This window comes from Candidatus Viridilinea mediisalina (assembly GCF_002532535.1).
Classification (GTDB): domain Bacteria; phylum Chloroflexota; class Chloroflexia; order Chloroflexales; family Chloroflexaceae; genus Viridilinea; species Viridilinea mediisalina.
Genome location: NZ_NQWI01000135.1, coordinates 1 through 12,249 on the forward strand (window position 1 = coordinate 1; position 12,249 = coordinate 12,249).

At 56.4% G+C, this 12,249-nt stretch carries 11 protein-coding genes and 1 tRNA gene; 5 read left to right on the forward strand and 7 right to left on the reverse strand.

Translation table 11 applies throughout. The features are described 5' to 3' along the window. From CJ255_RS24190 to CJ255_RS18865, 6 genes are all read right to left on the reverse strand, one after another. On the reverse strand, positions 1-192 hold a 192-nt coding region (locus CJ255_RS24190), incomplete at its 3' end, for a DNA cytosine methyltransferase (protein ID WP_133117014.1). A gap of 147 nt (positions 193-339) precedes the next feature. Further along, entirely contained in the window at positions 340-741 is a 402-nt protein-coding gene (locus tag CJ255_RS18845; RefSeq protein ID WP_097645640.1) for a hypothetical protein, read from the reverse strand. A gap of 221 nt (positions 742-962) precedes the next feature. Beyond that, positions 963-2,171 (reverse strand): cysteine--tRNA ligase, encoded by a 1,209-nt coding sequence (gene cysS, locus CJ255_RS18850; RefSeq protein ID WP_097645641.1) that lies wholly within the window; start codon positions 2,169-2,171, stop codon positions 963-965. Positions 2,172-2,312: 141 nt separating this feature from the next. Beyond that, on the reverse strand, positions 2,313-3,107 hold the full coding sequence (locus CJ255_RS18855) for an enoyl-CoA hydratase (RefSeq protein ID WP_097645642.1): 795 nt from the start codon (positions 3,105-3,107) through the stop codon (positions 2,313-2,315). Positions 3,108-3,274: 167 nt separating this feature from the next. Further along, on the reverse strand, positions 3,275-4,213 hold the full coding sequence (locus tag CJ255_RS18860) for a ribose-phosphate diphosphokinase (protein WP_097645643.1): 939 nt from the start codon (positions 4,211-4,213) through the stop codon (positions 3,275-3,277). Between the two features lie 162 nt (positions 4,214-4,375). Further along, positions 4,376-4,449 (reverse strand) — tRNA-Gln (locus CJ255_RS18865). Between the two features lie 165 nt (positions 4,450-4,614). On the opposite strand from CJ255_RS18865, the gene CJ255_RS18870 reads away from it, so the two are divergent. The 5 genes from CJ255_RS18870 (at position 4,615) to CJ255_RS18885 (ending at position 9,887) form a co-directional block, all read left to right on the forward strand. Continuing rightward, positions 4,615-5,676, forward strand: coding sequence for a hypothetical protein (locus CJ255_RS18870; protein WP_124682009.1), 1,062 nt, complete (start codon positions 4,615-4,617; stop codon positions 5,674-5,676). Between the two features lie 137 nt (positions 5,677-5,813). Beyond that, positions 5,814-7,469 (forward strand): peptide ABC transporter substrate-binding protein, encoded by a 1,656-nt coding sequence (locus tag CJ255_RS18875; protein WP_097645645.1) that lies wholly within the window; start codon positions 5,814-5,816, stop codon positions 7,467-7,469. A 296-nt stretch (positions 7,470-7,765) separates the two neighbouring features. Next, positions 7,766-8,536 (forward strand): TIGR04255 family protein, encoded by a 771-nt coding sequence (locus CJ255_RS18880; protein WP_097645646.1) that lies wholly within the window; start codon positions 7,766-7,768, stop codon positions 8,534-8,536. Continuing rightward, positions 8,536-8,931, forward strand: coding sequence for a hypothetical protein (locus tag CJ255_RS23010; RefSeq protein ID WP_124682010.1), 396 nt, complete (start codon positions 8,536-8,538; stop codon positions 8,929-8,931). Before CJ255_RS18880 ends, CJ255_RS23010 begins: the two co-directional genes overlap by 1 nt. A gap of 32 nt (positions 8,932-8,963) precedes the next feature. Next, the gene (locus CJ255_RS18885; protein ID WP_097645647.1) at positions 8,964-9,887 is read left to right on the forward strand and encodes a restriction endonuclease subunit S; all 924 of its coding nucleotides are present in this window, start codon (positions 8,964-8,966) and stop codon (positions 9,885-9,887) included. A 593-nt stretch (positions 9,888-10,480) separates the two neighbouring features. Here the strand turns inward: CJ255_RS18885 and CJ255_RS18895 are convergent. Continuing rightward, on the reverse strand, positions 10,481-12,249 hold a 1,769-nt coding region (locus CJ255_RS18895), incomplete at its 5' end, for a transglycosylase SLT domain-containing protein (RefSeq protein ID WP_097645649.1).

The window sequence follows — 12,249 nt, forward strand, 5'->3', positions numbered from 1 at the left end:
CGCAGCAACGTTTATTTCATTGGCCCATACAATAGCAAAGGGCAAACGAGCATAATGCTTGCCCAGAAATGTAAAATTGCCCCGAAAGCCTAAATCCATACCACCACAGCCCGAAAACATTGAGACGATGGAGTATGTTTCAGGGGCAAAATGATGAGTATACTGATCTGTTTCTATCTTCGTTTCATTCATTACAGTAGTGGATGTAGGTCTCACACCCCGCCAGATTGCGCAGGATGCTCATGGGAACTCTGTTCCCACACACGCCCTTCCTGGTGTCATTGTAGCACAAGTTTGTTAATGCCAAACGTGCGGATCAGGCAATTTGCAGGCAAACCCTTAAGGAGCTTTGAATGTTTCGACTCTTCCATCATCACCAATTTTGATGATAAGGTTTGATGATAGGCTCGTTTGTTGTTGTTTCAGCAATCGCACTTCACGCCTAAGCATTCTGTTGATTGCGTCGAAGCGCGAATTGTGCTCCAACTTCCACACAATGACGCGACGAGCAATGTCTTGGCAAAACTTGGGAAGAGATCTGAGGGTATCGATTGTAGCCCAAATATCCTTGCCACGAGCAAACATGCAATCATACAACTCGATCATCAGCTTATGACCCCGACGGCTATCTTCCAGCGCCTCTTGCATGCGCTTTGATGCGGTTCGTGTCTGAAAGAAGATTTGGGCACGCACGGTCGCCAGCATGGCTTTGATTCGCACCGTCGCAACAAACCCATGCATTGCACGATCAAACTCGGCTCAATGTGCGAGCGAAATCCAGAATGAAGCGTAAGTGGTTCTAGTCGCACAAATGGCGCTACAGAGTAGGGAGCAAGCTCAATGTTTGGTGCATCTATGTCACCAATTACCAACTTGAGCTGTAGCTCATGCTCTGTATTTGGTTGCGGTTCGTTGCTGTCGGTCATTGTCTATTCCACCATCTTCAACTACGATACAGCAGTCTACCCACCCCCACTCACCGTCTGAAAACCCAACATCTCCGCCAGTTCACGCACCAGCGCGATGGCCGGTGTTACATCGCGGCCTGCGGCGGCGGCGGCGAGCGTTTCGCCAACCATGGTGTGGAGTACGGCTAAGGCTGCGGGGGTGTTCAGGTCGTCGGCCATGGCGGACAGACACTCCGCATAACCTACACTCAGATCGAGGGGGCTCGTTGTGCCGCCCTGAGCCACCAGCGCCGCATCAAGGTGCTGAACCAACTCATGGCAGTGGGCTAGCCCCTCATTGTGGTAGTCGAAATCCTCGCGGTAGTGTTGGGTCAACAGATACCAGCGCACCGCATTAGCCCCATAGTCGCGCAGGGCGTCGCGGGCAAAGACGAGGTTGCCCAGCGATTTGCTCATCTTTTCGCCACCAAGCCATACGAGCCCGGCGTGCATCCAGACCTTTACAAAGGGGCGTTTGCCCGTCACTGGTTCGCTCTGGGCGATCTCGCAGGGATGGTGGGGGAAGATGAGATCGGCCCCGCCACCATGGATGTCAATCTGCTCACCCAGGTAGCGCATCGCCATGGCGCTACACTCAATGTGCCAGCCGGGTCGCCCCAGCCCCCAGGAGCTCGCCCATTTGGGATCGTCGGGGCCGCCGGTTTGCCAGAGTACAAAATCGAGCGGATCGCGCTTGTTGGGATCGAGTGGATTATTGCCGCGCTGATTGGCTGTGGCCAAAAGCTCATCGTAGCCCATGCGTGCCATGGTGCCAAAATCGGGATCGGTGCGGATACTAAAATAGACCTCGCTCCCTACCACATAGGCATGGCCAAGCTCTATCAGGCGCTCAATCATCGGCAGCATTGCCTCAATCTCTTCGCTGGCCCGTGGGAAGTAGGTTGGGGGCAAAAAATTCAGCGCACGATAATCTTCAAGCAGTTGAGCTACCTGCTGATTACTCAGTTCGCGCCAATCTAAGCCATCACGCCGCGCCCGCGCAAAGAGCGGATCGTCCACATCGGTCACATTCTGGCAATAGCGCACCTCAGCCCCCTGAAACCGTAGGTAACGCACCAGCAGATCGAAGACCAGAAAGGTACGGGCATGGCCAATATGGGTTGTATCATAGGGCGTGACCCCGCAGACATAGAGCGTTAGCGGGCGGTCACGCGGCAGAATAAAGGGCTCCTTGCTGCGGGCCAGCGAATTGAATAGCTGCATGTTGGATTCCTGCCGCTTTTAGAGGCTGTCTGAAAAGCTTATGGGCTGGCGTTGGAGTGCCGGCTTTAGCCGGCTAAAGCCGGCACTCCAGCGTGTGCCACGTTGTGTGGAACGACACTGAGGATCTTTTCAGACAGATTCTTAGCGATCACCCCACTGCGGCACCCGCTTCTCCAAGAAGGCGCTGATTCCCTCTTGGGCATCGGCGAAGGTCGCGTTGAACGACATGACCTCTTTGGTGTAGGCGTAGGCTTGGTGTTGGGGCATGTTGATCTGGCGATAGAAAGCCTGTTTCCCTAGACCAACCACCGCCGCGCTCGCCCCGGCAATCTTCGTCCCAATCGTCAAGGTGGCATCTTCCAACTGATCGGCGGGCACCACGCGGGTAACCAGGCCAAAGGCGCGGGCCTCATCCGCCGTAATCGGATCGCCCGTAAGCAGCATTTCGATGGCCTTCTTGGGCGGCACGGCCCGGCTCAAAGCGACCATCGGAGTGGAGCAGAAGAGGCCAATCCGCACACCGGGGGTTGCAAAGCGGGCATCTTCAGCGGCGAGTACAATGTCGCATGTGGCGGCGAGTTGACAACCTGCTGCTGTTGCCATGCCATGCACCTGGGCAATCACCGGATGAGGAATGGCCTGGATCGTCTCCATCAGCACGACGCAGGTGTCGAAGAGGTGGCGATAGAACTCAGGGCTTCGTCCTTGCATCTCACTGAGATCGTGGCCCGCGCAGAAGGCTGGGCCAGCCCCGCGTAGAATCACCGCACCCACATCGCCACGCCGCCCGACCACCCGAAACGCATCAATCAACTCCTCCATATGCTCCAGCGAAAGGGCATTGCGGCGGGAGGGGCGGTTCATCGTAATGAAGGCCAAGCGCTCGGCTACCTCAAAGGTGAGGTTCTGATAACTTGGTGGTATGACAGTCTCCATTGACTACTCCTTGGTGAAGCGGGGATGCGTGAGGCGAAGCAGCGAAGCCTTCACGCCCTTTGCTCTTCGCACCCTCGCAACATGCGTAAGGCGAAGTGGCGCAGGCTGCGCGTCCTCGCGTCCTCGCGTCCTCGCAAACGGTAACGCGGTCTGAAAGCATCCCTACACTACGAAAAGAGCGCACTCAGCGAAAGATCCTTATGAATTCGCATAATCGCCTCAGCAAAGAGCGGGGCGACGCTGATGGTACGCACGCGCGCCGCTTGGGCGGCAGCCTGCTGCGGAATCGTATTGGTCACCAGGGTTTCAACGAGGTCGGATTTCGCAATAATCTCCAGCGCATCGGCGGCAAAGATACCGTGGGTGGCGCAGGCATAGACCTTCGCGGCACCGCGTTCATTGAGCATCTGGGCCGCTTCAACCAGAGTGCCGCCGGTCGAGATCATATCATCCACAATGATCGCGGTCTTACCCTCAACCTCACCAACCATCTCAAGCACTTCGGCGGTATCGGGTTCAGGGCGTTGCTTGGCAATAATCGCCAGCCCGGCCCCAACGCGCTCACGGAAGCGATTGGCGCGCCCTACGCCGCCGGTATCGGGCGAAACCACCACGGGATTGGGCAGATTGAGGCCATAGATATGATCCGCAAGCATCGCCGAGGCTTGCAGGTGGTCTACCGGAATATCGAAGAAACCCTCAATTGCGGGAGTATGCAGATCCATGGTCAAGACGCGATCGGCCCCGGCGGTACAGATCAGATTGGCCACCAACTTAGCCGAGATCGGCTCACGCCCGGCGGTCTTCTTCTCCTGCTTGGCATAGCCATAATAGGGGATCACTGCGGTGACGCGGGTTGCCGAGGCGCGGCGCAGCGCATCAATCATGAGGAGCAACTCCATCAGATGGTGATCCACCGGCGTGCAGGTGGGCTGAATGACAAAGACATCACAGCCGCGTACATTGTCGTGAATCTTAATGCGGGTCTCGCCATTCTTAAACGTGCCAATCATCGCCCGCCCTATGGTCATACGCAGGCAGGTTGCAATCTCTTTGGCCAACTCGGTATTCGCAGAGCCACTAAAGATGAGTAGACGACCATCCATTCCAGAGGTTCCTTCAGCTAAGGCATGCCGAACAAAAAAAGCAGTGAAGCTCTGCTCCACTGCACAATTGTCTGCCGTTTCCGGCGTGCGCTGGGTTGCTTCTGCATCCCTCTTGCTCTACCGTAGCGGCTACACCTGGCCCTGGCCCTTGGGGGGCGAGCGTGGTTGCCGGGCTAGGATTCGAACCTAGACAGACGGATCCAAAGTCCGCCGTGCTACCATTACACAACCCGGCATCACTCAATCACGCTTGGCCCATTATACCATATTCTGCAGAGGCCGTTGTGCTATAATTTGCTAGGCTAGGGCTACGTCAACGTTGTTGGGGCTTCGCCCCAAACCCGTTTGTGTGTTGCTGTTTGACGGCTCGGTAATCTACAATCTGCAATCTGCAATCGTATATGGAACGATCCAACTGGAACCATTTCGGCTTGACCTTTAGTACGATCCGTGAGCTGGATGTGACGGCGATTCGTGAGGAGAGCGAGCGCACGCCCCAGATTGCGGTGGTCGGGCCGCGCCTGCTCTTCAATCGGGTGGTGGAGTTGCTGCGTTCGACCGGGAGTCGTCGCTTTGGGCCACTTGGCCCCGATCCGCTCTTCCACCAGCCTTTGCCGCTGCTCGAACTTGATCTGCTCGCCGATGATGATCCGCTGTACCAAGCCGATCTGCTGCTTATTCTGGTGGATGGGCAGCAGCCGCTTGATGAAGAGACGACGGCGACGCTGCGGCGCATGGCGCGTTTGGCGCTGCCCACGGTGATTGCGATCTGTGGCGTGGCCGCGCCGGGCAACCCTGGCCCACTGCGGCCTGAGTTTGCCCATGCCCGCGTAGTGATCCTACCGAGCCTTAGTGAACCGACGAGCAGCAGTGTACTCGCTGAAGCACTGGTTGAACGCATGCCCGAAGCGTTGCGCCTTGCGGCTGCCCGAGCAGTGCTCGCCATGCGGCCTGCCTATGCCAATGAACTGATCGCCTCGGTCGCTTTTGTGAACGCCAGTTACTCGTTGGCCAGTGCCATCCCCGAACAGGTGCCGCTACTTGCGGTGCCCTTCGCTGCCGCCGATATGCTGGTGTTAACCAAAAATCAGGCGTTGATGGTCTATCGCCTGGCGCTGGCCCACGGCGCAGCCCCCGATTTCCAGTCGCGCATGACCGAACTTGTGCCGGTGATTGGGGCGGGCCTTGTCTGGCGGCAGCTTGCCCGCACCCTCGTGGGCATCATTCCGTTCTGGGGCATTCTGCCCAAGGTCGCTGTGGCGTATGCCGGAACCTACACCACCGGCATGCTGGCCTGGCGCTGGTTCGCCGATGGCGAGGTGGTTGATGGCGAACGCCTCAAAGAACTGGCCGATGAATCCATGCGCCTCGGGCGCGAACGTGCCGCCGCAATGCTTGAGGCTGCCCAGTCCCGGAGCCGCGAGAAGCGCTCGTGGTGGCCTTGGCGTAGAGATAGCGGGTGATACCATAGAACATGCCGCATCATCAAGAATGTTAGCGCCCATTGAGACGCCATGTTCGGCAATCTGCAATCAACAATCTACAATCTGAAATGGTATTACAATAGCCTTGGTGAAGCACCTAGCGCTAGGATCCAACAATGCGCGCCTGTTCTCTGTCTGTTCTCTTCATGTTCCTGTTCGTGTTGGTCGGTTGTGGTCCGCAGGCACCGGCAACGCCGCCTGAAGGTCCAGCGGGTACGTTGCGCTGGAGTTTGGCTGGGGTGAATCAGATTTCCCGTCTCGATCCGGCGCGTCTGGGCAGTAATCAGGAGAATATTCCGATCTACCTGATCTTTGCTGGCTTGGTGCGGCTCAATGAGAATCTGGAGGTGGTGGGCGAGGGGGCTGAACGTTGGACGGTGAGTGATGATGGGACGATCTATACTTTTACGTTGCGCCCCAATTTGCGCTATGGTGATGGCAGTGAGGTGACGGCGCAGCATTTTGCTGATACTTTGGCGCGGACAGTGGCACCTGAAACGGGGAGCGAATTTGCGCTCAGGTTTTTAGCGAATGTTGTGGGGGCGCGTGAGGTGGCGGCGGGCGAGGCAACGAGCATTGCAGGGGTTGAGGTGCTTGATGAGCAGACCCTGCGGATTACCCTCGAATCGCCGCGTGGCTACTTCCTTTCGCAATTGAGCTATGCGTTTACCTTTTTGGTACCGCCAGGTCAGATTGAGGCAGCCGGAGATGCATGGGTTGGTCAGGCGTTTGGCAGCGGCCCTTTCCGGGTGAAGCAGTATGATCCCGGTGAGCGCCTCTTGCTTGAGGGTAACCCCTACTACTGGGCAGGCCCTCCCGGTGTCGCTGAGCTTGAACTGCGGCTCTATCCTAGCACTGATGCCGCGTTTACGGCCTACAAGGATGGCGAAGTGGATGTCATGGGCAGTGTGCAGGCTGCTGCTCCCATTGAGCGCCTCGATGAGGTCACGGTTGGTGCGGGCTTCCTGACGCTGAGTGCGCCAACTGTGCGCTACTTGGGCTTCAACAATGTGATGCCGCCCTTCAGCAACACCTTTGTGCGTCAAGCCTTTGCCCAAGCCGTAGATAAGCGCGCCATTGCTGAACAGGTCTTTGCAGGCCGCGTTGCTCCCGCCGAGCGCATCTTGCCCACTGGTTTCCCCGGTAGCCAAATCCCGATTGAACCGCTGCGCTTCGATCCAGTGGGGGCGCGGGCAGCCCTCGGCTTGGCCGGCTTCGTCAGTGGCAGCGAATTGCCCCCCGTAGCCCTGACCTACGACCGCAGCGATCCCGTGCTGAGCCAAGTGGCGGAATTGCTGCAACGCGGTTGGCGCGAAACCCTGGGGATTGAGGTGCGCCTTGATGGCGTCCCAACCTCCGAGTTGATCAACCGCCTCGATAATATGTTGGTAGACCCCACCAACCCTGAGATGGCGCTGCAGATCTACTTGAGCGTCTGGACAGCCGACTATCCCGATCCGCAGAATTTCATTTCGTTGCAGTTGCACAGCCAGTCGCCGTTCAACAACGGGCGTTGGGCCAACGAGCGTTTTGATGAGCTTGTCGAACAGGCCGATGCGCTCAGTGGCGACAACCCGGCGCAGCGCGAGCGGCTTGAACTCTACCGCGAAGCTGAACAGATTGCACTGAATGAAGTGGGCTGGTTGCCGCTCTACAGCCCCCAAGCAACCCTCGCGGTACGCCCAACCGTACATGGCCTCGTGGCTACTGCTAGCCCCCAAGGGATCATTGCCACCGATTGGACCCGCGTGCGCGTTGAGGAGAGTCGGTAGGCTGTGGGGAAGGTTGCTTGGTGCGTGGCCCTATACCATTTCAGATTGCAGATTGCAGATTGCCGAACATGGCGTCCCAATCGGCTTTCGCGTTCTTGACTATGCGGCTTGTTCAAGGGTAATTGGTTGTAGCTTTGAACATGCCGCATAGCGAATGGTGCCAAATCGCTTGGCTGTGATCCTTGGAGTTCGGGTATACTATACCCACTAGCTTGGTGAGATAGAGCCAAGCAGCAGAGCATCCAAATGTCATTCTACCGGAAAACGGCTTAGTAAGCAGAACAGGAACAAAACAGATGCGTAAGGTGCTAAAAAACAAACCTCTAATAGAAGCCATCTTTGAAGCTCACTGGGCATTAAAAGATCAAATAGGTGATTTCAAAGTAGATTCTCATTATACAATTCTTCTTGGCCGAATGTTCGATCGTGTCCGACATAACTACCCTTTTCATGAGCAATTAGCAACAGCAAATATCCCTATAGAAATTGCCGAAAGAGTAGTTCAGCATCGATTTCGTGCAAGAGAAGGCGGATGGCCTCTTGTGCAATTTGGCCCTGGTGTATGCACGCTAAATGATACTGACAGTTATGATTGGGAAAGGAGTTTCCGTGCAGGTATCATAGACTTGATTCGTAAATTATTTGAAGCATACCCTCAACCCGAAGATTTGCAAATCGAGAATCTTATCTTGCGCTATATAGATGCTATTATTGTCGATTTTGAGAAAGAGGATGTTTTCGATTTTCTAAAGACGAAAATGAAGGTCAATATTGATATTCAGAAAAATATTTTTGAAAAAACCGGAATTACTAACAGTCCAGAAGTGCTAGATTTAAGGTTTGCGTTTCATTCGCTGACACCTGCCGGATCATTACAGTTAAGATTTGCCAAAGGCAACCGAGAAGGAAAAGATGCGTTAATTTGGGAAACGGTTTTTAGCTCATCAGGAGAACAGGCACCCAAAGATATTAATAATATTATCACATGGGCTGACAATGCTCATCAGATTACAAGTAATTGCTTTTTCGAGATTATTGACGGAGAATTGTTAAGGAGTTTTGAGTGATGCGTACTATACCTTGGAACAATCTACAGGAAGATGTATTGCCAGTATTTGGTTTATATAGCCCAAATGCATCTTTGGAACGTATCGACATTAGTAAAATTCTACGACGTATCAATCAACGCCATTCAAAAGCTGTTTCTTCTAAGCGTGTATTGGACAGTGTTGTTGATTCCTTTATTTCTGACACTTCTTCCGTCTTTCCAAGGGTTGAAGTGATGAGTACTACTACTACGATGCCTTCGACAGCAAGTGTGCTTGACATAAATGCATGGGATATTGAGTGTGAACATGTTGCATTCCTCCGACCAACCTATGAAGCGCAAATAACAGCTAGAATAACCGACATTGAACTAGCCCGACCGCCTCGCATTGATGCGGAGGAGTGGTATGGCTAGGGAATACCCTTGGTACGACATAGCAAATCTCGATGAAGGCATTACTCAAATGGTTAAAATACATCATTAATAGCCCACAAATCCGAGAGCAAATAGCCCGACTTGCGAGTGGAACCACACGGCAGCGAATTTCAGGTGGCAATCTGAAGCGATTGGAAATCCCCCTCCCCCCCCTGGCCGAACAGCGCCGCATCGTCGCCCGCCTCGACGAACTCTTGGCACACGCACAGCGCGCCCGGGCGGAACTGGCCCGCGTGCCGGGGCTGGTGGAGCGGCAGAAGCAGGCGGTGTTGGCGCAGGCGTTTTCGGGGGAATTGACGCGGGAGTGGAGGGAGCAGCAAGGTCTATTAGAACCTTCTGTAGTAGCTCTTAAAAGCCTAGTATCTGATATTCGTTATGGCACAGCACAGAAATGCGATTCAGAACCAAAAGGAGTGGCAGTTCTTCGCATCCCGAATATTGGCGAGGGATTGATCGTTCTGAATGAGCTAAAATACGCTGAACTGAATGTGCGCGACTATAATAAACTTCGCCTTATAGAGGGTGATATTCTGGTCATACGTTCTAATGGCAGTGCCGATCTAGTTGGCCGTCCTGCAATGGTGGCAGATTCAGCGGTTGGATTAGCTTATGCAGGGTACCTTATCCGGTTACGTCCGATAACAACGGCTATATCCTCACACTTTCTTACTCTGATGCTCCGCGCTCCACAAATTAGGAACATCATTGAAGTGAACGCACGTTCTACAAGTGGAGTCCATAATGTGAACAGTGCTGAGTTAGCCGCCTTGCATATTCCCAAGCCTAGCAAAGAAGAACAACACGAAATCGTCCGCCGCATCGAATCCGCCTTTACCCGCATCGAGCGGACAGCGGCTGAGGCAGCGCGAGCGGCGGGGCTAATCGAGCGCCTAGAGCAGGCGACGCTGGCGCGGGCGTTCCGGGGGGCGTTGTAGCTTGTCGTGCCCCTGGGTACTCCGGCCTTTCAACGATAGAGTTTTTTGGAAGTGTTGGATGCGGTGTCAAGGATGTGCTCATAGAACGCGGACAAACGACCTGCGAGGTGTGCGCCGTGCCGTCGCCATGCGTAATAGGCAGTTCGGACGATGATGCATTGGCTTTTGAAAACGAAAAGCCCCAGCACGAACTCACGCTGCCCGAATATTGGATTGGCAGAACGCGGATTTTTTGCCTGCCCGCCGATCCCACCAGGGCCGGATGGGCATCCATCGCACCGCACATGTAGGGGCGCAGCAGCGGCCATCATCGTAAGCGTGTGGATGCCCAATAGCCCAAGGTCGCTGCTGCGCCCTGGCTCAACCAGCGCTATATGCATGTCTTTGTCGCCATGATCGTGTGTACTCGGAGATCGGAAGGGCGTAGCAGCGGCCTTGGGTTCGTGGTGGGGGCATGGTTCTCTTGGAGGCCGCTGCTACGCCCCTACGTTGCTTTATCCCAATTACCCTTGAACATGCCGCATTATCAAGAACACGAAAGCCCATTGGAACGCCATGTCCGGCAATCTACAATCTGCAATCTCCAATGCCTATCACTCCTCCCCCAATCCCGCTTGGTAGATGCTCTGGTAGTAACCCCAAAAGCCGTAGACCGCCCGTACATAGCCGTAGGTTTCGGGGAAGTCTATGCGCTCGCTGTAGAGATCGGGGTCGCTGACCGAGCTGCCTCCGGCCCAGCGCTGGGCGTTGCCTAGGCCGCCATTGTAGGCTGCAAGCCCCGCATGGATGCTGCCTTGCATGTCGCGGATGCGCTGGCTGAGGTAGAAGGTGCCAAAACGGATGCTCACCGCCGGGCGGTAGAGGTCGTCGAGCACAAAGTCGCTGACGCCGAGGTCTTGGGCGATCCCGCTGCCGGTGGCGGGCATGACTTGGCCTAGGCCGCGTGCGCCAACCCATGATGTTGCCCCAGGGTTGAAGAGGCTCTCTTGGCGCATGAGGGCATAGAAGAGGCGGGGATCGATGTTGTACGCTTGGCTGGCGCGGACGACTAGTTCGGGGTAGGGGGTGGGAAAACGTAGGCGTTGCAGCGCCAGTGGTGGTGCCGCACTGCCACTCGGCGCTTGACGGGCCAGCCGTTCGGCGGCCAAGAGGGCTGGGTAGGTTGCGCCGTCGGCGTGGGCCGCACGGGCGAGGGCGAAGCGCCCCTGTGGATCGGGATGCTCGTCGAGGGCATGCCGCCACACGGCCATTGCTTCGCGCTGCAAGCCTACCGCCTCCAGTAGGGCGGCGCGTTCGACACTGAGTTCCAGCGTCACATCAGGGGTGGCGGCGGCTGCATCAGTGGCCCAACTTGCGACCCATTCCTCCAATTCGGCCCACTGGGCCGCACTGATCGGCGCATCAAGCGCAATGCTGCCTTGCTGAGGCCCACCAAGCTCCTCAGCCGCCCGCGCCCCCTCGTAGCTTGAGGGGGCCGCCGCTTGGGCCGCAAGGAACAGTTCACGCGCCGCCTGCTCATCACCCGCCTCCCGCGCCGCCCGTCCGGCCCAGAAGGCTCCTCGGGCACGCACGGCCCCCTGGTTGGCTTCGGCCAAGGCTTGCCAAAAGACCCGTGCTGCAACAGGTTGGCCCTCGCCCAGTTGTTGCATGGCGACGCGATGGAGCGCCGCTTGGCCTTCACTGCTTGTGGCAAAACGTTCGCCCAGTGCAATGCGCGTCCGTTGCGCCCCGGCACTATCGCCGATCCGCTCGTAGAGTTGCACCGCCCGATCAAGCGCCACCGGCGCACGCGGGTCGTCGCCATAGCTTGCCGCAAACTCAATATAGCCCTGAATGGCATCTTGGGTTGCACCGCTCTGCCCAAGCGTCTGCACCCAATCGAGTTGCGCTTGGCGACCAACCGAAGCATCGGGCACCAGTGCCCCCGCTTCGGCAAGCAGGGTCAGTGCGCTGGCAAAATCGCCCTGGGCACGCAGGGCCAGCCCTTGGTGGCGCAACAGTTCAGCCCGTTGCTCTGCGTCATCCGTCGCCTCCAAGGCCAGCGCCAACTGCTCAAGGGCGGCATCCCAGCGTTCATTGGCCACATAGATCAAGCCGGCACGCAGCGGATCAACTGGCGTTGCCCCGTTCGCTTGCAGTTGATCGAGCGCCTGCACCGCCTGGGGGGTTGCCTCAAGCGCCTCTTCAGTTACCAGCATCTGCCACCAAGCTTGGGCCTGTGCGTCTGCACCATGGTTCTGGGCCAAACTCGCGGCTTCAGCCAAGATCCGAGCGCGATAGTTGGGCAACTGAGCGAGATCGAGCAACTCATCGTAGAGTGCCAGCGCCTCAGTAGCCCGACCGGCAGCAACATGCAGCGCAA